Source organism: Sphingobium psychrophilum, assembly GCF_012927105.1.
Lineage (GTDB): Bacteria > Pseudomonadota > Alphaproteobacteria > Sphingomonadales > Sphingomonadaceae > Sphingobium > Sphingobium psychrophilum.
This window is the reverse complement of record NZ_JABBFV010000015.1, coordinates 83,041-102,941: the sequence shown is the minus strand read 5'-3', so window position 1 is coordinate 102,941 and position 19,901 is coordinate 83,041. Positions and strand designations below refer to the sequence as shown.

17 protein-coding genes are annotated in these 19,901 nt (G+C 63.5%); 11 read left to right on the top strand and 6 right to left on the bottom strand.

The window, feature by feature from the left end; all coding sequences use genetic code 11:
* Positions 1 to 169: 169 nt before the first annotated feature.
* Entirely contained in the window at positions 170 to 2,599 is a 2,430-nt protein-coding gene (locus HHL08_RS18145; protein WP_169574443.1) for a TonB-dependent receptor, read from the bottom strand.
* A 534-nt stretch (positions 2,600 to 3,133) separates the two neighbouring features.
* On the opposite strand from HHL08_RS18145, the gene HHL08_RS18140 reads away from it, so the two are divergent.
* Positions 3,134 to 5,536: a membrane-bound PQQ-dependent dehydrogenase, glucose/quinate/shikimate family gene (locus HHL08_RS18140; RefSeq protein ID WP_169574442.1), complete on the top strand. Its 2,403-nt coding sequence runs from the start codon at positions 3,134 to 3,136 to the stop codon at positions 5,534 to 5,536.
* 18 nt (positions 5,537 to 5,554) lie between these two features.
* Here HHL08_RS18140 and HHL08_RS18135 read toward each other — a convergent pair whose 3' ends face one another.
* Complete coding sequence (locus HHL08_RS18135; RefSeq protein WP_169574441.1) at positions 5,555 to 6,316, bottom strand: SDR family NAD(P)-dependent oxidoreductase; 762 nt, start codon at positions 6,314 to 6,316, stop codon at positions 5,555 to 5,557.
* 393 nt (positions 6,317 to 6,709) lie between these two features.
* Here HHL08_RS18135 and HHL08_RS18130 point away from each other — a divergent pair, with 393 nt between their 5' ends.
* The 3 genes from HHL08_RS18130 to HHL08_RS18120 all read left to right on the top strand — a co-directional run bounded on the left by HHL08_RS18130 (position 6,710) and on the right by HHL08_RS18120 (position 8,720).
* Positions 6,710 to 7,867, top strand: a complete 1,158-nt coding sequence (locus HHL08_RS18130; RefSeq protein ID WP_206377963.1) for an LLM class flavin-dependent oxidoreductase — start codon at positions 6,710 to 6,712, stop codon at positions 7,865 to 7,867.
* A 65-nt stretch (positions 7,868 to 7,932) separates the two neighbouring features.
* The gene (locus HHL08_RS18125; RefSeq protein ID WP_169574440.1) at positions 7,933 to 8,355 is read left to right on the top strand and encodes a nuclear transport factor 2 family protein; all 423 of its coding nucleotides are present in this window, start codon (positions 7,933 to 7,935) and stop codon (positions 8,353 to 8,355) included.
* Between the two features lie 32 nt (positions 8,356 to 8,387).
* Positions 8,388 to 8,720 carry a hypothetical protein gene (locus HHL08_RS18120; protein ID WP_169574439.1) on the top strand — a complete coding sequence of 111 codons (333 nt, stop codon included), beginning with the start codon at positions 8,388 to 8,390 and terminating at the stop codon, positions 8,718 to 8,720.
* On the opposite strand, the gene HHL08_RS18115 is transcribed toward HHL08_RS18120, so the two are convergent.
* Positions 8,710 to 9,699, bottom strand: coding sequence for an alpha/beta fold hydrolase (locus HHL08_RS18115; RefSeq protein ID WP_169574438.1), 990 nt, complete (start codon positions 9,697 to 9,699; stop codon positions 8,710 to 8,712). The two genes, HHL08_RS18120 and HHL08_RS18115, sit on opposite strands and share 11 nt — an antisense overlap.
* A gap of 306 nt (positions 9,700 to 10,005) precedes the next feature.
* Between HHL08_RS18115 and HHL08_RS18110 the strand changes: the two genes are divergently transcribed.
* Genes HHL08_RS18110 through HHL08_RS18080 form a run of 7 tightly spaced genes read left to right on the top strand, consistent with a single transcriptional unit; the run spans position 10,006 to position 17,262 of the window.
* Entirely contained in the window at positions 10,006 to 10,812 is an 807-nt protein-coding gene (locus HHL08_RS18110) for an SDR family NAD(P)-dependent oxidoreductase (RefSeq protein WP_206377962.1), read from the top strand.
* A gap of 37 nt (positions 10,813 to 10,849) precedes the next feature.
* On the top strand, positions 10,850 to 13,195 hold the full coding sequence (locus HHL08_RS18105) for a membrane-bound PQQ-dependent dehydrogenase, glucose/quinate/shikimate family (protein WP_169574437.1): 2,346 nt from the start codon (positions 10,850 to 10,852) through the stop codon (positions 13,193 to 13,195).
* Positions 13,192 to 13,680 carry a 2,4'-dihydroxyacetophenone dioxygenase family protein gene (locus tag HHL08_RS18100; RefSeq protein WP_169574436.1) on the top strand — a complete coding sequence of 163 codons (489 nt, stop codon included), beginning with the start codon at positions 13,192 to 13,194 and terminating at the stop codon, positions 13,678 to 13,680. The genes HHL08_RS18105 and HHL08_RS18100 overlap by 4 nt, the downstream gene beginning before the upstream one ends.
* A 12-nt stretch (positions 13,681 to 13,692) precedes the next feature.
* A complete protein-coding gene (locus tag HHL08_RS18095) occupies positions 13,693 to 14,916 on the top strand; it encodes an NADH:flavin oxidoreductase/NADH oxidase family protein (protein WP_169574435.1) in 1,224 nt (407 codons plus the stop codon).
* The gene (locus HHL08_RS18090; protein ID WP_169574434.1) at positions 14,913 to 15,671 is read left to right on the top strand and encodes an SDR family NAD(P)-dependent oxidoreductase; all 759 of its coding nucleotides are present in this window, start codon (positions 14,913 to 14,915) and stop codon (positions 15,669 to 15,671) included. Before HHL08_RS18095 ends, HHL08_RS18090 begins: the two co-directional genes overlap by 4 nt.
* Positions 15,672 to 15,691: 20 nt before the next feature.
* Positions 15,692 to 16,519 (top strand): alpha/beta fold hydrolase, encoded by an 828-nt coding sequence (locus HHL08_RS18085; RefSeq protein ID WP_169574433.1) that lies wholly within the window; start codon positions 15,692 to 15,694, stop codon positions 16,517 to 16,519.
* Complete coding sequence (locus HHL08_RS18080) at positions 16,516 to 17,262, top strand: SDR family NAD(P)-dependent oxidoreductase (protein ID WP_206377961.1); 747 nt, start codon at positions 16,516 to 16,518, stop codon at positions 17,260 to 17,262. The genes HHL08_RS18085 and HHL08_RS18080 overlap by 4 nt, the downstream gene beginning before the upstream one ends.
* A 22-nt stretch (positions 17,263 to 17,284) precedes the next feature.
* Here the strand turns inward: HHL08_RS18080 and HHL08_RS18075 are convergent, their stop codons facing one another.
* From HHL08_RS18075 to HHL08_RS18065, 3 genes are all read right to left on the bottom strand, one after another.
* Positions 17,285 to 17,803, bottom strand: a complete 519-nt coding sequence (locus HHL08_RS18075; RefSeq protein ID WP_169574432.1) for a nitroreductase family deazaflavin-dependent oxidoreductase — start codon at positions 17,801 to 17,803, stop codon at positions 17,285 to 17,287.
* Positions 17,804 to 17,874: 71 nt separating this feature from the next.
* On the bottom strand, positions 17,875 to 19,332 hold the full coding sequence (locus tag HHL08_RS18070; RefSeq protein ID WP_169574431.1) for a pyruvate carboxylase: 1,458 nt from the start codon (positions 19,330 to 19,332) through the stop codon (positions 17,875 to 17,877).
* A gap of 57 nt (positions 19,333 to 19,389) precedes the next feature.
* The gene (locus HHL08_RS18065) at positions 19,390 to 19,878 is read right to left on the bottom strand and encodes an acetyl-CoA carboxylase biotin carboxyl carrier protein (protein WP_235955120.1); all 489 of its coding nucleotides are present in this window, start codon (positions 19,876 to 19,878) and stop codon (positions 19,390 to 19,392) included.
* Between the last annotated feature and the right edge of the window lie 23 nt (positions 19,879 to 19,901).

Genomic DNA, 19,901 nt, shown 5'->3' with positions numbered 1-19,901 from the left:
TCCCTTGCTTTCGCCGGACGGATGCGTGAGCCGCCATGTCGTTCATTTCAATAACCGATATAATATCGGATTTATAGCTTCCGCCAATTCTGTTCAAGCGCGCGCTTGGTGCGACTGGGCGCAAAAAATGGCGCCGCTCCCAACATGGAAACGGCGCCAGTCGCCCCCTTTATTTGATCTTGAACGACATGGTCACGCCATAGGTGGCTGGCATGCCCGCCAGACGGCCGGCGGAGGCGCTCGCCGGCACGACTGCGGCGATATAATATTTGTTGAAGACATTCTTGCCCCACAGCATGACCTTCCAGGCGCCACCGGGCGCCTCATAGCCAAGCCGTGCATCCACGGTCGCATAGCCCGGAATCTTGTAGACCAGCCCGATCGGCGCCTGCTTGCGGAATTCGGCAGGATTGTCGGGCCATACGATCCGGCTGCCGCCGAGCGCGGCGTCCTGGGAGCTGCGGAAATTGGTCGATACCCCAACGAAGGGACCGCCATCGCCCGGTGTGTGATAATCGATCGATGCCGTACCTGACCATTCTGGCGTGTAGGGCAGCGCATCGCCGAAGGCGCCGAAATCATCGACTTCGCCAATGATGTTGTAATCGCGCGGCGAAACCGGCCCCTTCTGCAACTTGGAGTTCAGATAGGTGATTCCCCCCGACAGCGTCAGCCCGGCAGCCGGACGGATCGTGACATCCGCTTCGCCGCCATAGATGCGCGACTTGGGGATATTGATCAGGATATCGAGCACACCGAAGAGCGGATCGAGCAGCTTGCCGCGGATCTGCTTGTTCCGGTAGTCATAATAGAAGCCGGCTGCGTTGAACTGCACCGCACGATCGAACAGCTGAGCCTTCAAGCCTGCTTCATAGGCCGTCACGGATTCCTGCACGACCGGTTGCAGGCCGACATAACCCGACGCAGCGAGCGCCGGGAAGCTGCCCGCCTTGTAGCCGCGCGAGACGTTGGCATAGAGCAGCGTCGTGTCGGTCACCTTATAGTCGACGCCGACGCGCCAGGACACATTGTCCTCCTTCAAAGTCTTGCGGAAGGGTTCGCCCGGCACATTATTGTCATTGAGCGTATAGCAGCCCTCTGGCCCGATCGGCGTGAACGGTGCGGTGCCGAGCAAACCGCCCAGGAAATTGAACAGGTCGTTCACGTAACCGTTCGCGTCGGTGAAGCCACAATTATAGGCCTGGTTCTTCGACTGGGTATAGCGCACGCCACCCTTGAGCGTCAGTTGCGAGCTGATATCAAATTCGAGATTACCGAACGCGGCATAGTTGGTGATTTTCTGCTTCATCAAGTCACCGCTGAAATTGATGAACATCAAGCCGGCATTGTTGGTGTCGTTGTCATAATAGCGCAGATGCTGAAGCTCGCTTGTCGTACTGCGCTCATAATTGCCGCCAATGATATAACGCAGCGCCGACGTGCTGGCGTTGGCGATTCGCAATTCCTGATTGAACGACGTCAACTTGCCGTCCGACTTTTGAAGGTCGAAACCGACCGCGGCCACGCCCTCGCCATCCGTACGCTGATTTTGCTTGAAATGGTCATAAGTGGTGATCGACGTCAGCGTCATGTCGTCGGTCAGGTCATAATCCGCACGGACCGAAGCCTGAATGAAGGTGCGCTTCGACTTGGGCGAGAAATCGGCCAGTTCGTCCGTTGGCGTGCCGGCCGGGCCGCCATAGGGATCGACCGAAAAATGGGTCCAGTCGGCGACGCGCGCATTGCCATAGGCGAAGGGCTGGTTGGCGTAGATCGGCTTTACATTGGTAAAGTCGGTCGGGCTCATCGCCACATATTGGATCGCCTGCGGATCAGACGTGTCGCGCGACCCGTTCAGGTTGAAGGCCAGCTTCAGCCGCTCCGACGCCTGCCAGTCCAGCAGGATTCGGCCGGCGATATAATCCTGCGATCCGTTGGTGTCGGTCGGGCGCGTGAGGCTATATTGCCAGTCGTTGAGATGATGCGCCGTCATGGCGATGCGGCCGTTCAGATTATCCGTCAACGGCCCGCTGATATAGGCGTTGCCATCGATCTGGTTGAAACGACCATAGGTGATGTCGCCGCCGGCTTCGAATGTATCGGTCGGCTTGGCGGCAATATAGTTGATCGCGCCGCCGGTCGCGTTCTGGCCGAACAAGGTGCCCTGTGGCCCCTTGAGCACTTCGATCCGCTCCAGATCGAAGGCGGCATGTGACGCCATGACCGGGAAAGGCAGCGGCGCCTGGTCGATATAGACCGACACGGCCGGATAGACGCCCAGCGAGCTTTCGTTGAAGCCGACACCACGCAGCGTGAAGATGGGCGTGTTGGTGACCGACGGCGTGAAGGTCAGGCCCGGAACGGCGGACGCAACGTCGGAAAGGGAAACGATCTTGCGTTCCTGCAACTGGTCCGCGCTGATGGCGGTGATGGTCAAACCGACCTTGTTGATATTTTCCTGCCGCTTGTTCGCGGTCACGATGATATCCGCATATTGCGAGGGTTGTGCGGTTGAATCCTGTGCTTCTTGAGCCTGCGCAGCGGTTCCCATAACCAGCCCCGCAACACCCGACAATAAAAGCGCCTTTGCAGCGTTCATTTCGGCATCCTCCCATTTTCTTCGCTTTTTACGAAGCCGAATTAGTATCGGGTTTTAGGCAGCATTCTGTCAACCGAAATGATATATGGTCCTACCAATATAATAATTGGATACATTTCAATATCTTAAATGAGAGATTATGCATGAAATTGCCATTTGTGACAGCCAGTGCGATAAATCCGATACATGGTCGGTGAATGACTTGCATTGCCGAACGACCATCCCTGGATGATGCAGCCTTCTACCGGTAACGGACGAAGGCGATGCTGGCCGTCACGATCCTCTGCAAATCCTCCGTTTTCTATCGGAAAATACACTAAAGAACTTCTGCGCGGATGCACCCAAGCCGTTCAATGCGCAAGGCTTTTGATCTCGCGCGTTCATCCTGAGATCGAATGATGGGACGTTTTTAGGCGCTGCCGTGCCGCGGCTGCATCCTGGACCAAGAAGCTGCTTCAATCCGAATTATTTTCGGTTATCATCGAGTCGCAGAGAATATGTGCGAAAAATCGGCACGATAGAGAGAGGACGAACATGCCCCAGGACTTGCCCGGCCCGGTTCCGGCGACGCGCGACCGATGCGATGACGTTCGCCCGTCCCGCCTCGCCGTCCGCATTGTCTCGGGCCTGCTTGCGCCGGTCGCTCTTATACTGACGGTCGGCGGCGGCCAACTCGTTCTGCTGGGCGGCTCGCCCTATTATCTGGTTGCGGGCCTGCTGATCATAGCTGCGGCCATATTGTTATGGCGCGGCGACCGGCGAGGTGCCGGGATCTATGGCGCAATGCTGGCGGTGACGCTGGTCTGGGCGCTCTGGGAAACCGGTGGTGACCTCTGGGCGCTGGCGCCCCGCCTTATCGGCCCGGCCGCCGTCGGGCTGTTGCTGTTGTTGCCGCCCGTCCGCCGGGGTTATGGCGCGCCGCCGATCCATGGCGGCTGGTTCATCGGCGGCGGCGTGCTGATCGTCCTGCTGTTCACCAGCGGTGCCTGGCTGTCCCAACCGGTCGCGACCGACAATGCCGCCGCCTGGCCTGCCGCGGCCCCGGCCAGCGGATGGCGGCAATGGGGCAATGGCGCGGGCGGGGATCGCTTCGCCACCGCTACGCAGATCACACCCGCCAATGTCGCCCGGCTGGAACCCGCATGGTCGTTCGAGACGGGCGCAAAGCCGCGCCCCGGCGGCGCCGGCGCATTGGCGTTCGAGGCGACGCCGATCAAGATCGGCAATCGGCTGTTCCTATGCTCGCCGCACAACGTCATCTTCGCGCTCGACGCGACGACCGGCGGCCAACTCTGGCGGTTCGATCCGCAGACCATGGATATGGGCCATGCCTTCGCGAACTGTCGCGGCGTCGCCTATCATGCCTTTTCCGACCCCGCCGCGCCCTGCGGCGAGCGAATCTACAGCGCGACGATCGACGCCCGCTTGATTGCGATCGACGCCCGCACCGGCGCGCGTTGCCGCGATTTCGGGCGCGACGGCGAAGTGTCGTTGACCGACGGGATCGGCAACTATTCTTCGGTGCTCTATTATGTGACCTCGACGCCGGTCGTGTCCGGCAATGTCGTGGTCACCGGTTCCTATGGGCTGGACGGGCAAAAGATGGACCAGCCCTCCGGCGTCGTGCGCGGCTATGACCTCGCCAGCGGCAAGTCGGTCTGGGCATTCGACCCCGCCGACCCCGAACGCGGGACGCCACAGGCGCGCTATGCGCCGGGCACCCCCAATATGTGGAGCGTGGCGAGCAGCGACGAGAAACTGGGCCTGATCTACCTGCCCTTTGGGGTCGCCACGCCGGATTTCTTCGGCGGACGTCGTTCGCCCGGCGCGGAGCGTTTTTCCAACGCGATCGTCGCCGTCGACAACCGCACCGGGCGGCCGCGCTGGACATTCCAGACGGTGCATCACGACCTGTGGGACTATGACGTCGCGTCGCAGCCGGTGTTGACCGACATTCGCGTCGGCAACCGCATGGTTCCTGCGCTAGTCAGCATCAGCAAGACAGGCCAGAGCTTCATACTCGACCGCGCCACCGGCCAACCGCTGTCGCCAGTCGTGGAAAAGCCGGTGCCACAGGGCGCGGCGCTGGGCGATTGGACCGCACCGACGCAGCCCTTCTCCGTCAAAATGCCAGTCTTTGGCGCGCCACCGCTCACCGAAGCGACGATGTGGGGCTTGACCCCGATCGACCAGCTCTGGTGCCGCATCGCCTTCCGTAAGCTACGCTATGACGGCGTTTTCACCCCGCCGCGGCAGGATTGGTCTATCCAATATCCGGGGTCGGCCGGCGGGGTGAACTGGGGCAGCGTATCGATCGACCGGCAACGGCGGATCATGATCGTCAACAGCACCAACATGCCCACGCTTAATCGCTTGATCAGCGCGCAGGAAGTGCGGGCGCTTGGCCTCGCGCCGATGGGGACGCCGGGGCAGACGCCGTCGCTGGAACGCTTCCGCCTGGGCGTGCCGCAGACCGGCGCGCCTTATGGTGCGCAGAACCATATGTTCCTCTCGCCGCTGGGCGTGCCGTGCATCCAGCCGCCCTTCGGCACATTGAGCGCCGTCGATCTGGACAGCCGCACGCTGTTGTGGAGTCGGCCGATCGGCATGGCCGACAGCATGGGGCCGGTGGGTATCCCGTCCCACCTGCCCTTCACCATCGGGCTGCCGACGCTGGGGGGATCGATCACCACGGCCAGCGGCCTGACCTTCATCGCCTCGACGCCGGACCAGCGGCTCCGCGCGATCGAGACGGCGACGGGGCGGCTATTGTGGCAGACCAGATTGCCCGCCAGCGCCAATGCGACGCCGATGACCTATGTGGGGAAGGACGGGCGGCAATATCTGGTGATCGCGGCGGGCGGTAGCGCCGCATTGGCCAGCAACGCGCGCAATGTTCTGGTCGCCTATGCCCTGCCGCAGGTCAGCCGACGCTGACCTGCGGCAGCATGGCATTTAACGGGCGAGCAAGCCGCCATCCACGGGCAGGCTGATCCCGTTGACGAACGGACAAAGGTCGGAGAGCAGCCAGCGTGCCGCCTGCGCCACGTCGTCCGGCTGGCCGAAGCGGCCGACCGAATGGCGCACCAGCAGCGGTTCCAGCGCCGCGGCGAACCACGCATCGTTGAACAGCCGCTCTTGCGTCATGGGCGTCAGGATCAGGCCCGGCAACACCGCGTTGACGCGCACCTGCGTATCGCCATATTCGCACGACGCCGCGCGGGTCAGGCCGGTCACGCCCGCCTTGGACGTGGCATATTCCGCCATGTTAGGCGATGCCGCCACCGCAGCGCCGGACGCGGTGTTGACGATGGCGCCGCCGCCCGACTGGCGCATCTGCGCAATCTCATGCTTCATGCACAGGAACACGCCGTTCAGGTTGATATCGATCACCCGGCGCCATTCAGCAAAGCTCAGGTCCGGCACGATCTTGCTGGCGAATTCGATGCCGGCATTGTTGAACGCCCCGTCCAGTCGGCCGAAACGCGCCACCGTCGCTGCGACCATGGCGGCGACCGAATCGTCGTCGGCGACGTCGCACGCGACGAAGGCTGCTTCCCCGCCCGTAGCGCAGATGGCTTCGGCCGCCGCTGCGCCCGCATCGACGCTCCGGTCTGCGATCATGACGCGGGCGCCGTCGCGCGCGAACAGATCCGCCGCGGAACGGCCAATCCCGGAAGCGCCGCCGGTGACGATGATAATTTTGTCCTTCAGCATATCTGTCCTCTCCTTGCCTTCCGCGCCCGTCTTGCATGACGGAATCGCAAATAAATTATCGAATTTTATCGATATACGTTGGGAATACTCCCCATTTATCGAGGCTATCTATTGCATTTTTACTGACGCCGTCAAATTTTTCCGAATATATGTCGGATTGACAAGGGGTGGATTGATCGTCAAAAGAAATCACCCAGAAGACATGCGCCCGGCCTGCCGGAGCGGGGAGAGGACAGCCAGATATGCACCATTATGGCAAGGCCCATCTGTGGCCGTCGTTCCCCCGGCGAGCCGACCGCCGCCTGCTTCCCGTGATCGCCTGATACCAGGTAGCAATAGTGGGCAGCGCCTTTTCGCGCACGCCCGATGCTGGTCCCAATAGTGGAGAGAGATATGCAATTTTTCGAGGACAGGATGCGGTTCGGGATTTTCATGGGCCCCTATCACAAGCCCGGCCTGAACCCGCTCGTGTCCTTCCAGCAGGACATGCAGACGATCATCAACCTCGATGAACTGGGCTTTGACGAGGCGTGGATCGGCGAACATCATTCCGGCGGCATCGAAACGATCGGCAGCCCCGAACTGTTCATCGCTGCGGCGGCCGAGCGGACCAAGCGCATCAAGCTGGGCACCGGCGCGATCACCCTGCCCTATCACAACCCTTTATGGGTCGCCGACCGGATCGTACAGCTCGACTATCAGACGCGCGGCCGGATGATGTTCGGCGTCGCGCCGGGCCAACTGGTGCAGGACGCGCAGATGATGGGCCTGCACCCCTCGCAAAACCGACAGCGGTTGCAGGAAGCGCTGGAGGTCATCATCCCGCTGTTCAAGGGCGAGCGGGTGACGCGCAAGACCGACTGGTTCGACCTTCAGGACGCGCGGCTGCAAATGCTGCCCTATTCCAATTTCGACATGGCCACGGTCAGCGTCCTGTCCCCGTCCGGCCCGCTGCTCGCCGGGCGCCACGGCATGGGGATGCTGTCGGTCGCGGCCACCGACCCGGACGGGATCGAAAAGTTGCTAGGCCATTGGCAGATCATGGAGCAGGAAGCCGCCAGCCATGGCCAGCCCAAGCCGTTGCGCAAGGATTGGCGCCTGATGGGGCCGATGCACCTGGCTGAAACCATGGAGCAGGCCAAGGAAGATGTCCGCTACGGCCTGTCTATGCTGGAGGATTATCGCGCCCACATCAACCCGGCGCCCGACATCGATTGGTGGGACATCGACAAGATAGTGGACATGCTGAACGAGAGCGGCGCGGCCGTCATCGGCACGCCGGAGATGGCGCGCGCGCAGATCAACCGCCTGATCGAAAAGTCCGGCGGCTTCGGCACCTATCTGCTGATGGGCGTCGATTGGGCGCGTTATCCCGCGACGGTGCGCAGCCACCAGTTGTTCGCCGAGGAGGTCATGCCCTATTTCAACGGCCTGGGCGATCCGCTGCGCAAAAGCTTCGAGGAGGTCATGGCGACGGGCTATGCCGGGGCGCAGCTGACTGCCGCAGCGCAAGCCTCCATGATCGAGAAATATAAGCGCGGATCGGTCTAAACGACGGCGCGGCGCAGACCAAATTGAGATGCTGGCCGCACGATCGGCACGGCACGCAGGAGAGGATGAGCGACATGCCGATAGCCTATAGCGACGACGAAACCATGGTGCTGGAGTTTCTGGACCATTGGGAAGGCGGTAACATCGACGTTCTGCTCGGCTATTTCGCGGAAGGTGCCAGCTATATCGACATGCCCCTGCCGCCGCGCCACGGAAAGGACCAGATCCGCATGTATCTGGATAACGTATTTTCCGCCTTTGCGGTGCGGATCGAAACGCTCAACATCGCGTCGCGCGACTCTGTCATCTTCACCGAACGGGTGGATTATCTGCAATCCAATGCCGACCCGTCCGTCGTCGTCCCGCTGCCGGTCACCGGCGTCATGGAAGTGCGCGATGGCAAGATCGTCGCCTGGCGCGACTATCTGGACCTGCGCACGGCGGAGGAAGGGCTGGGCATCACCATAAGGCCGATCCAAAACGCCTAAGGGCGGCGTTCATCACAAATGGGAGGATATTCATGGGAGAATTGACCGGCGCGGCCCTGGGGCTGTTTCTGGCCGCCACGCTGTTCCAGCTAGTCGGCGCTTCACTGTTGCCAATGACGCGCGGCATGACGGCTCCCTGGCCTAGCGCCGCCGTCTTTGCCTGCTATGCGGTCGGCCTGGTCTGCATGGCGCGGCTGGTCGTGTCAGGCGTTAACCTCAGCCTGCTGATTCCGATCATCACCCTGGCCATCATCGTCGGATCGGTGATTGTCGGCATCAGCGTCTATGGCGACAGCCCTTCCCCCACCAAGCTCGCCTGGCTGGGCGGCGCGATCTTTTGCATGGGCGTTTCCTTCAGATATTAGGGCCGTCGCCCGGCCGGTCCGCGACGTCCGACAGGAATTCCAGCAGCGCCGCCGTCACTTCGGCCGGGCGTTCGGCCGGCGTCCAGTGCCCGCAACCCGGCAGCATACGCTCCATCCGCAGATCGGGACAAAGCGTGCGCTGCGTTTCCAGCCCACGGTCGAACATCAGCAGCACGATCTCCCGGTCACCGCACAGGAAGCCGGTGGGTTGCCTGATCGTCTGGTCGCCATAGGCGCGGGCCTGCGCTTCATTCGCGTCCCAGTTCCTATACCAGCACAGCGATCCATAAAAGCCGCTGCGCGCAAAGGGTTCGGCATGGGCGTCCAGTTCCGCGTCGCTCATGAAGGATAATGGCCCTGGCGGCGGCGTCATGAGGCCGGGCAATAGCGGTGCGTCCAGAGGACGGGGCTTCAACCATTCCCCGAAGGGTGCATCGCCAGACAGGGCATGGAATATCCGTTTCAGACTATCCCTGGCGTCGCGCCCCAGCTCCTGCTCGGCCGGCCCGATCGGCTCGAAATAGCGCATGTAATAAAAGCGGTCGGGATAGGCGGAGTCGAACCATTCATGCGCGCTCACCGGGCTGGGCAGGCGATGCGGCACACCCAGGGAGAAGACGGCGCGAACCCGATCGGGAAAGCGCTGCGCCGTGCGCCACGCCACCGGCGATCCCCAGTCATGGCCGACGGAGACCCACGTCCGTTCGCCCAGCGCATCGGCGATGGCGGCGATGTCATCGGCGGCATGATCGATGCTGTAGACGTGCGGGTCTTCCGGGGCGGATGATGCGCCATAGCCGCGCATGTCGGGAACCGCGACGCGATATCCCGCGTACGCCAGCGGACCGATCTGGTGACGATAGCCCAGCCCCAGGTCTGGCCAGCCATGGATCAGGATGACGAGCGGCCCGCTCCCCGCGACGGTCACGAACAGAGTGGCATCGCCCGAACGAACGAATATGCGCTGCGTACTGGTCATGGCAGGATCCTCCCCATTTATGCGGCCAGCATAGCTAGAGCTTGCATTTCATGCGAGATAACATCGATCTTGATTCGGATTATTAGCGATAAGTAGCAGGTCTTCCCTTCCCCAAGCGCCGGGCCATGACTGGCCTGCGCCATATTGCCGATGTAGCTTGCTGGCTCTTTATCTGAATTTCCCCTGAAAGTCGCACGCCACCTCGCCGAACGCACGGTCAAAAAGGCACTTGTCTTTTTTCCATTATTTCCCGACAATGATTCGGATAATAGCGACAGCAATACGCATTTCGGAAGGGAGGGGATATTGACCCAGCAGTTCGAGGGTAAAGTCGCGCTTGTGACCGGCGGCGCTTCCGGCATCGGCGCCGCCTTCGCCCGTACCATCGTGCGCGATGGCGGCCGGATCGCGATCGCCGATCTCAACGAGGATATGGGGCTGGCGCTGGTCGCCGAGTTGGGCACCGACAAGGCCAGCTTCACCCGCACCGACGTATCGCAGCAGGATGATGTCATCGCCTTTGTCGACGGTGCCGCAGCGCATTTCGGGCGGATCGACATATTGTTCAACAATGCCGGCATCGGTGGCATGGGCACCACGCTGGACCTGGACGCCGCGACGTTCCGGCGGGTGATAGAGGTCGATCTATTTTCGGTCTTCTACGGTTGCAAGGCCGCGCTGCCGCACATGTTGCGCAACGGATCGGGGGCGATCGTCAACAATGCCTCCATCGCCGGGATGCTGGGCGATTTCGGCATGACCGCCTACAACACGGCCAAGGGCGGCGTGGTCAACTATACCCGCGCGCTGGCGATGGACATGGCCAAATCGGGCATCCGCGTGAACGCCGTCTGCCCCGGTTGCGTCGATACGCCCCTGTTTGCGGGGCTGAAGGCCGCGCAAAGCGTATTCGACAATTTCATCCGCGCCGTCCCGATGGCGCGGATCGGCCAGGCCGAGGAAATCGCCGAAGTCGTCGCCTTTCTGGCGTCGGACAAGGCGTCCTATATGACCGGCACAGTGATCCCGGTCGATGGCGGCATCACCGCAACATCCGGCTTCCCCGACCTCGCGCCCTTCATGGAGATATTGCAGAAGTGCTTCAACGCATGACGGCGGTGACGGCCGTTTCGGGGCAATCGATCCGTCCATGATCTGGCTAACCCGCCTTCTCGCCGCGCTGCTGCTGCTCGTCGGGCTGATCGTGGCCGCGGGCGGGGCGTATCTGATTTGGCTGGGCGGATCGCCTTATTATCTGCCGGGCGGTATCGCCGTGGCGCTGAGCGGTTACTGGCTATGGCGCGGCGACCGCCGGGCGGGCTGGCTCTATGCGCTGTTCCTGGCCATCACGATCGTCTGGGCGCTATGCGAAGTCGGTTTGGGCGGCTGGCAGCTGACCGCCCGGATCGTCGGCCCGGCGCTGTTCGGCCTCCCCTTTCTGTTGCCCTTCATCCGCCGCCGGGTGGGCAAAGGTGCGGTTGCGGCGGGGCTGGCCAGCCTTGTAGGTTTCCTGTTGATCCTGGGCTGCGCGCTCCAGTCGCCCATGGAGATCGCGGCCCTGTCCGGCCGGAGCGGCACCCCAGTCGCCATCCCCGGCGATCCCGGTCTATGGCCCAGTTGGGGCCGCGACGACGCCGGCACCCGCTTTTCGCCGCTGACGCAGATCACGCCGACTAATGTCGAGACGCTGCAACTGGCCTGGACCTTCGACACCGGTCACGACCCGATGCGCGCGCCCGTCCCCAGCCCGCTGCAATCCACGCCGCTGATGGTGGACGGCAAGCTGCTGTTCTGCACCCAGACCAATATCGTCTTCGCTCTCGACCCCGAAACGGGCAAGCCGCTCTGGCGGTTCGACCCGAAGGTCGACCCCAAGGGCGGTTCGGCGGTGCGCACCTGTCGCGGCGTCGCCTATCATGATGGCGGCGCAGCAGTGCCCGCCCCATGCCCGCGCCGCGTCATTACCGCAACCTATGGCGCGCAGCTGATCGCGCTCGACAGCGCCACCGGCCGTCCCTGCCCCGGCTTTGGCGAGGGTGGCTTCGTCGATCTCAACCAGGGCATGGGCCGCACCGCGCCCGGCCTCTATTATATCAGTTCGGCGCCGGTGATCATCGGCGACGTTATCGTACTGGGCGGTTGGGTCGCGGACAATGTCAGCACGGACGAACCGTCGGGCGTGGTGCGCGGCTATGACGTCATCACCGGCGCGCTGCGCTGGGCCTGGGACATGGGCAATCCGAACAATGCGCATGGGCCAGCGCCAGGCGAAGCCTATACCCGCTCCACGCCCAATAGCTGGGCGCCGATGAGCGCCGACGCGAAACTGGGCCTGGTGTTCGTTCCAACCGGCAATGCGACGCCCGATCATTTCGGCGCCTATCGATCCGCGCAGAGCGAAAAATATAGCAGTTCCATCGTCGCGCTGGATGCGGCGACCGGCGCGGTGCGCTGGTCGTTCCAGACCGCGCATCACGACCTGTGGGACTATGACGTCGCATCGCAACCGACCCTGATCGACTTGCCCGCCCCCGGCGGCACGATCCCTGCGCTTGTCCAGCCGACCAAACGCGGCGAATTGTTCCTGCTCGACCGTCGCACCGGCAAGCCCTTGGCCGCAGTCCGCGAACGGCCGGCGCCACAGGCAGGGAAAGTGCCCGAAGAACGCCTCTCCCCCACCCAGCCCTTCTCCGTCGGCATGCCTTCGATCGCGGGCGATCGGATCAGCGAGCGCGACATGTGGGGCATCACCCCGATCGACCAGCTGTGGTGCCGCATCCATTTCCGCAAACTGCGCTACGACGGTCCCAACACGCCGCCTGGGCTGACCGAATCCCTGCTCTACCCCAGCCTGGGCGGGGGCATGAACTGGAGCGGAGTGTCCTATGATCCCGAACGGCGGCTGCTGATGGTAAACAGCATCTATTATCCCACGCTGATGCAGCTGGTCCCGCGCGCCGCAGCAGGCGGCGGTGCCGGACCGGGGGCGAGCCATAACGCCACCGATTTCGCCGCGCCCCTGCCCATGGCGGGCACCCCCTATGGCGCGCGTCTGCGCGGCTTCACCAGCCCGCTCGGCACGCTCTGTCTGGCGCCGCCCTATGGTCGCATGACCGCGATCGACATGACGACCCGGAAGATCGCCTGGCAGCGCCCCGTCGGCACCGTGCGCGACAGCGGCCCGTTGGGGCTGGAGGTCGGCCTGCCGATCCGCATGGGGATGCCCGGTTTCGGCGGAACGCTGGTGACGCGCAGCGGCCTCACCTTCTTCGGGGGCGTAAAGGAACGCGCCTTCCGCGCCTTTGCGACGGACACGGGCGAAGAACTGTGGTCGGTGCGGATGCCCGCCAGCGGCAATGCCAATCCGATGACCTATATCGGCCCCCGCAGCGGACGGCAGTTCGTGGTCATCGCCGCCACCGGCCATGTCACGTCGCAATCCTTCCCGCTCGGCCGCACCTTCCACGCCTATGCGCTGCCACAGGAGGCAAAATGACGCAGGACCATCCCGCCGGAGATTTTCGGCACAGCGAATTGCTGCTGGAAACCAGCAGCCAGGACGACCGCTTATGGGTGCCCGCCGCCATGGATGGCGTGTGGATGCGCCCGTTGATGTTCGACACCGTCTCGGGTGCCTGGGCCAATGTCACCCGCATCCGGGCGGAGGGCAAGATCAGCCGCCACGCCCATGCCTGCCCGGTCCAGGCCTATGTCCTGTCGGGCCAGTGGCGGTATCGCGAGCGCGACTGGATCGCCACCGCCGGCCACTATCTGCTGGAACCGGCGGGTGACACGCATACGCTGATCGGGCTGCCCGGCGGATCGGAAACGCTGTTCTGGATCGCCGGGTCGCTGATCGAGCTGGACGATGATGACCGGCCCGTCGGCCAGTCCAACGTCTTCACCCGCATCGAACAAAGCGCCGCCCATTTCGAGAAAGTCGGCCTGGGCCGCGACTATGTCCGCCGTTACATCCGCTAGGAAGAAAAGATCATGCCCCCCGCCCTGACAGATCCGTTGACGCTGCCTTGCGGCACCGTGCTCAAGAACCGCATCGTCAAAGGCGCGATGACGGAAGGCATGGGCACGCCGGACAATCGCGCGACCGACGATCATGCCGCGCTATACGGCCGCTGGGCGCGGGGCGGCGCGGGGCTGCTGCTGACCGGCAACGTCCAGATCGACCGGCGCTTCGTCGAGCGACCCGGCAATGTCGCGATCGACGGCAATGGCGGCCTGGAGCAACTTGCCGCCTATGCCGCGGCCGGGCGCGAGAATGGCGCCCATATCTGGATGCAGATCAACCATCCCGGCCGCCAGGCGGGCACGTCGCCCGACACGTTCGTCGCGCCCTCCGCCATGCCGCTGGTCGGCGGCGCGGGCATGTGCCGCGCGCTGAACGTCGGGGAAATCCACGACATCCAGCGTCGCTTCGTGCATGTCGCGCTCACCGCCCGCGACACCGGCTTTACCGGCGTGCAGGTCCATGCCGCGCATGGCTATCTCCTGTCCCAGTTCCTCAGCCCGCTGACCAACAAGCGCGACGACGATTGGGGGGGTAGCCTGGAAAATCGGGCGCGTCTGCTGCTCGACATCGTCAGCGCCATCCGCGCAGCGACCGGCCCCGACTTCCCGGTTTCGGTCAAGCTCAACAGCGCCGATTTCCAGAAGGGCGGCCTGACCGAGGAAGAATCGATCCAGATCGTCCACTGGCTCTGCGCGGCGGGCATCGACCTGCTGGAGATTTCCGGCGGCAGCTATGAATCGCAGGTCATGGTGGGGCGCGAACAGGACGGCACGCTGCTCAAAAAAGCCTCTACCATCGCGCGCGAAGCCTATTTTCTCGATTTCGCCGCGCGCCTGCGGCCGCATGTCTCCGTCCCCCTCGCGGTCACCGGCGGTTTTCGCAGCCGCGCCGCCATGGCGCAGGCGTTGGAAACGGCCGCGCTCGACGCCGTCGGTATTGCCCGCCCGCTCTGCCTCGACGCCAGCCTCATCGACGCGCTGCTGGAAGGTCGCATCGATCGCCTTCCCTCCCCGGACGATCAGCCGGGGACGGCGGCGCAGGCGACCATAGCCTATTATTTCAACCAGATCCGCCGTCTGGCGACCGGCGACCCGATCGAAACGGACATCGACTGGCAAGCGCAACTGGATCAGCATACCGCTTATGATGCGGCGCTGACCCAACGCTATCTCGCGACTTTCGCGTCATGATGGGCCGCCCGCTTATCGACCTAGACGGTCGCCATATCGCCCTTGTCGGCGCGGCTGGCGAACTGGGTGCTACCATGACCGCGCTGTTGCTGGATCTCGGCGCGCATGTGCTGGCGATCGACCGTGACGCTGCCGCGCTCGACGCCATGACCGGCCCGCCGCGCCTGCGCACGATCGTCGCCGACGTCGTGGACGAGGCCGCGATGATCCGCGCGTTCGAGACGCTGGAGGCTCCACTCGACGGCTTGGTCAATGGCGCGGGGATAGAGAATGTAGCGACCCCGATCGACGCGCTCGACACCGTGCTGTTCCGCAAGGTGATCGACGTCAACGTGACGGGCGTGTTCCTGGGCATGAAATATGGCGTGCCCCGGATGCGGACGCCCGGCGGATCGATCGTCAACATCGCCAGCACGGCGGGCGTCAAGGGCGCGGCCGGCATGAGCGCCTATGTCGCCAGCAAACATGCCGTCATCGGCCTGACCCGTTGCGCCGCGATCGATTATGGCCCGGTGGGACTGCGCGTCAATGCGCTCTGCCCCGGTCCGCTTGACGGGCGTATGATCGACGCGATCATGGGCAGCAAACCGGGCGCGCCGTCCGACCGCGCCAAGGCGCGCATGGCGGCAATCCCCAGTCGCCGCTTCGGTGCCATGGCGGAGGTCGCGCAGGCCGCCGCCTATCTGCTGTCCGACGCCTCCACTTACGTCAACGGCGCCTGCCATATGGTGGATGGCGGCATATCGGCGATATGATGCGATCGGGAGAAAGCGACGTGCAGAAACTATCCCTACCCACAGGTGCCACCGTCGCGCTGGACGATACCGGCGGCAACGGGGGCAGCGGGGGCACCGCGGTCCTGTTTAGCCACGGCTATATGATGAACCGGTCGATGTTCGCCCCGCAATTGGATCATTTCGCCAGCCGCTGGCGCTGCATCGCCTGGGACGCGCGGGCGCATGGCGACACGATCTGGGAAGGCCCGTTCGACTATTGGGATTCGGCGCGCGACATGCTGGCGATGATGGACGCGCTGGGCCTGGAGAAGGTGATCCATGTCGGCATGAGCCAGGGGGGCCTGGTCGGCATGCGCGCCGCCCTGCTCGCGCCGGAGCGTTTCCATGGTTTGGTGCAACTTTCGACCCAGGCGGGCGAAGCGCCCAAGAGCGACGATGACAGTTTCCCCCGCCACATCGGCGATTGGATCGCCAACGGCCCCGACCCGGAAAAGCTGGCCTTCCTCAGCGGCTTCATTCTTGGGCCTGGGGTCGACCACAGCCACTGGCACGACGCCTGGTCGCGCGTGACGAAGGCGCAGGTGCGCGACGCCACCGGCGCGCTCGCTTCGATCGATCCGCTGTTTTATCGACTGCATGAGGTCACCATGCCCGTCGCGGTCATCCATGGCCTTGCCGACCTTGCCACGTCGCACGAACTGGGGCTGCTGACGGCGCAGGGGGTTCCCGATCCGCGCGTGGTGACGCTGGTGCCGGGCGGGCCGCATGCGGTAAACCTCAGCAATCCGCGGCGGGTGAACCGGGCGATCGAGGACTTCATCCTCGAACTGGCAAGCGAAGATCCAACGATAAGGCAGATAGCATGATCGCAATAGATCTGACGGACAAGGTCGCCCTGGTCACGGGCGGGGCATCGGGTATCGGCAAGGCCTGCGTGGAGGCGCTGCTCTCCGCCGGAGCCAAGGTCGTTATCGCCGACCTTAATGGCCATTCGGCGCGGGCGCTGGCCGCCACGCTCGGCCCGAATGCGGCAGGCACGGCGGCCGACACGGCGGACGAGGCGTCCTGCTTCGCCATGGTGGACTTTGCAAAGGCGCAGTTCGGTGCACTCCATATTGCGGTCAACAATGCCGGCGTCACCAGCACGCACACGCCGATCAGCGAACTGTCTTTCGCAGAATGGCGGCGCGTGGCGTCGGTCAATATGGACGGGGTGTTCCTGAGCCTGAAAGCAGAGATCCCGGCCATGCGCGATGCCGGGGGCGGCGCGGTGGTTAATATCGGATCGGTCATGTCCGCCGTCGCGGCGGCCGGCGCGTCTGCCTATACCACCTGCAAACATGCCATTGTCGGCCTGACCAAGGCGGCCGCGCTGGAGGGCGCACCGATGGGCATCCGTGTCAATGCGGTGGGGCCGGGCTACGTCGAAACGCCGCTGCTCCAGCAGGCGACGCGCGAGAAGATGGGGGAGATTGCGGCCCTGCACGCGCTCGGCCGCATCGCGCAACCGGAGGAGATTGCCGCTGCCGTCTGCTTCCTCGTCTCCCCGCTCGCCAGTTTCATGACCGGCACCTATTATCCCGTCGACGGCGGCTATCTGGCGCGGTGACCGCCAGCCTCGACGGGCAATCCTACAGGGTCACGCCCTGGGGAAGGTCGAGCGCGATGATGGGTATTTTCCGTCGGCAGCGCTGTTGATACTCGATCTGGGCGGGCTGTTCGCGTGTGATATGGTCCCAATAGGACGCCCGCGCATCCCCCGCAATGACGCGGGCCATAGCGGGCGAACCGTTCGCGCCGACCTGAATGCGGCACTCCGCATGGGCCATGAGATTGAGATACCAGACCGGCGGCTCCTCCGTCCCACCACGCGATGCGACGATCAGGATGTCGCCGTTGAACCGATAATATTGCAGCGCCGTACTGCGCCAGGTGCCGCTTTTATGGCCTAGATGATGGAGCAAAAGGCAAGCCACGGGACCACCCGGCGTGCCGATGACCACGGGGTCCCAAAAATGCGCCGTCACCGGATCGGACAAATAGAGTTGCCGGTGCTTTTCCAGCTCATCCTTTACCAGATTAGGCAGATCCTTAAATTCATCCCTCGCCAAATCCTTATCACGGATCGCATCCATTTTTTCCGAATGCATCTGACGCTCCTTGATGAATGAGTGGCACCGGCAAAGGCGGTTCGCACATGAATTTTCGGTTTCGGCGGCTTTCAGTCTCTCCGCAAGCTGAGGTTGAGGCCCGCCGACTTCAGTTCCACGACTGGCATGCTGGCGACCTGCATCAGCTTGCGCATCTGTTCCAGTTCGGGCGAGGATAGCAACGGATAGTCGCGGCGCACTGGTCCCGCCGCGCGCATCTTGTCGATATCCGCCTGCGGCACGGTGGCGCGCAGGATCAGTTCGTCTTCATCCTGCGTGCCATATTGCTTCATCAGTTCAGCCAGGTCCGGGTCGGGCGGGGGATTGTCCACCACTTCCTTCGCCCGCGCGCTGCCCATGATGCGGTCCAGCACATTGGCGTCGATCGGCGCGACCGTATCGCCATAGAAACCGGCGGCATATTGCACGACCTCGTCCGGCACCGTGCCATAGCGCTGGCCGGTGACAATGTTGAGGACGGCCTGGATGCCGACCAGTTGGCTGAACGGCGTCGCCATGCCGGGATAGCCCAGTTCCCGACGCACCGCCGCGACCTCCGCCAGCACGTCGCCGATCCGGTCGGTCATATTGTGCATGGCCAGTTGCGCCTTGAACGTGCCCATCATCCCGCCGGGGATCTGATGCTCGATCGAGAAGATGTCATATTCGGCATATTGATCGACCAGGAAGCCCGCCGCCTTGCCGACGGAGCGGAAATGATCGGCCACCGGCTGGAACAGGCTGGTATCCAGATTATGACTATGCCCCTTCAGCTCGATATTGCGCACCATCGTCTCGGTCGCGGGCACGGACGGGCCGTTCGCCATCGGCTTGCTGGCGGTGTGGAGGACGGACACGCCCAGTTCCACCGCGTCCAGATAGGCTTTGGCGGTCTGGCCCAGGAGATTGTTGGCGTGGAACTCGATCGGCTTGCCATTGGCGGCGGCGACGATGCCGGGCATCAGTGTTTGCAGCCGTTCCTTTTCCAGCACGCCGGCCGTGTCGTAGAGCAGGATGCTGTCCACGTCCGGGCTGGCCGCCAGCACCCGCACCTTTTCCGCATAATAGGCGTCGGTATGGACGGGCGAGAGGGCAAACATGACGGCGGCGGCCACATAGGCGTCGCTTTCCTTGGCGACCTTGGCCAGGCGCAGCATATTGTCGAAGCCGAACAAGACGTCGTAGATCCAGAAGGACCGCACGCCATGCGCGCACAGGCGACGGACCCACAGGTCCATCAACGCGCGCGGGCTGACACTGAAAGTGACGTTGGCATTGGAGCGCAGCCCCGCACGCAGCGGCGTATTGGGCATGGAGGCGACCAGCAGGTCCAACCCTTCCCAGTAATTTTCCTGACAATAGCGCGTCAGCACGTCGAGCATGCCGCCGCCGGTCAGATCGATCGTCTTGAACCCGGTCTTGTCGATCAGCGGCGATACAGGCAGCGCCATGCCAGCGCGCATCCGCAGGCCCCACAGGCTCTGCTGCCCGTCGCGCATCGTTTCGTCCAGAAATTCGATATGAGCCATTCGCTTATACTCTCCCGCGGCCGTCCGGCGCGTCTTTCAGGATGTTTGGGTGCAGACCTAGTCGCACGCGATGTAGAAGAGCGGCTGTCCGCCCTCGACCAGATCGGCGTCGGCCACGGCGACGTGTCTGACGGTTCCAGCGATGCCCGCCTTGACCGATGTAAAGAGCTTCATCACCTCGATCAGACAAAGTTCGGTGCGCGGCTCAACCCGCTGCCCGACCTCCACGAAGGGCGGGGAGCCGGGCTTAGGCGAACGGTAAAAGGTGCCAAGATTGGGCGCTTTCACAGCAGTCCAGGCGGGATCGATCGACCCGGCGCTGGCACCTGCATCGACGGGTTCCGGGGCGACCTTTGGCGCAGCGACAACAGGTGACAAAGCCGCAACCGGCACCAGCGCCTGTTGTGCCCCGCCCAGCGACAATGTCGCCTTGTCCTTCGACAGCAGGAGGCTGATCGCGCCGCTTTCGATCCGCAACTCGGTCCAGCCACCGGCCTTGAACAGGTCAGCCAATATCTCGATGTCACGCAGTAATTGTTCGCTCATCGCGTCCATACCATATGATGAAG

Bases quoted from the DNA above. Each gene is read 5' to 3' on its own strand.
- HHL08_RS18145 (WP_169574443.1), bottom strand. From the start codon at position 2,599: ATGAACGCTGCAAAGGCGCTTTTATTGTCGGGTGTTGCGGGGCTGGTT.
- HHL08_RS18140 (WP_169574442.1), top strand. From the start codon at position 3,134: ATGCCCCAGGACTTGCCCGGCCCGGTTCCGGCGACGCGCGACCGATGC.
- HHL08_RS18135 (WP_169574441.1), bottom strand. From the start codon at position 6,316: ATGCTGAAGGACAAAATTATCATCGTCACCGGCGGCGCTTCCGGGATT.
- HHL08_RS18130 (WP_206377963.1), top strand. From the start codon at position 6,710: ATGCAATTTTTCGAGGACAGGATGCGGTTCGGGATTTTCATGGGCCCC.
- HHL08_RS18125 (WP_169574440.1), top strand. From the start codon at position 7,933: ATGAGCGACATGCCGATAGCCTATAGCGACGACGAAACCATGGTGCTG.
- HHL08_RS18120 (WP_169574439.1), top strand. From the start codon at position 8,388: ATGGGAGAATTGACCGGCGCGGCCCTGGGGCTGTTTCTGGCCGCCACG.
- HHL08_RS18115 (WP_169574438.1), bottom strand. From the start codon at position 9,699: ATGACCAGTACGCAGCGCATATTCGTTCGTTCGGGCGATGCCACTCTG.
- HHL08_RS18105 (WP_169574437.1), top strand. From the start codon at position 10,850: ATGATCTGGCTAACCCGCCTTCTCGCCGCGCTGCTGCTGCTCGTCGGG.
- HHL08_RS18100 (WP_169574436.1), top strand. From the start codon at position 13,192: ATGACGCAGGACCATCCCGCCGGAGATTTTCGGCACAGCGAATTGCTG.
- HHL08_RS18095 (WP_169574435.1), top strand. From the start codon at position 13,693: ATGCCCCCCGCCCTGACAGATCCGTTGACGCTGCCTTGCGGCACCGTG.
- HHL08_RS18090 (WP_169574434.1), top strand. From the start codon at position 14,913: ATGATGGGCCGCCCGCTTATCGACCTAGACGGTCGCCATATCGCCCTT.
- HHL08_RS18080 (WP_206377961.1), top strand. From the start codon at position 16,516: ATGATCGCAATAGATCTGACGGACAAGGTCGCCCTGGTCACGGGCGGG.
- HHL08_RS18075 (WP_169574432.1), bottom strand. From the start codon at position 17,803: ATGCATTCGGAAAAAATGGATGCGATCCGTGATAAGGATTTGGCGAGG.
- HHL08_RS18070 (WP_169574431.1), bottom strand. From the start codon at position 19,332: ATGGCTCATATCGAATTTCTGGACGAAACGATGCGCGACGGGCAGCAG.
- HHL08_RS18065 (WP_235955120.1), bottom strand. From the start codon at position 19,878: ATGAGCGAACAATTACTGCGTGACATCGAGATATTGGCTGACCTGTTC.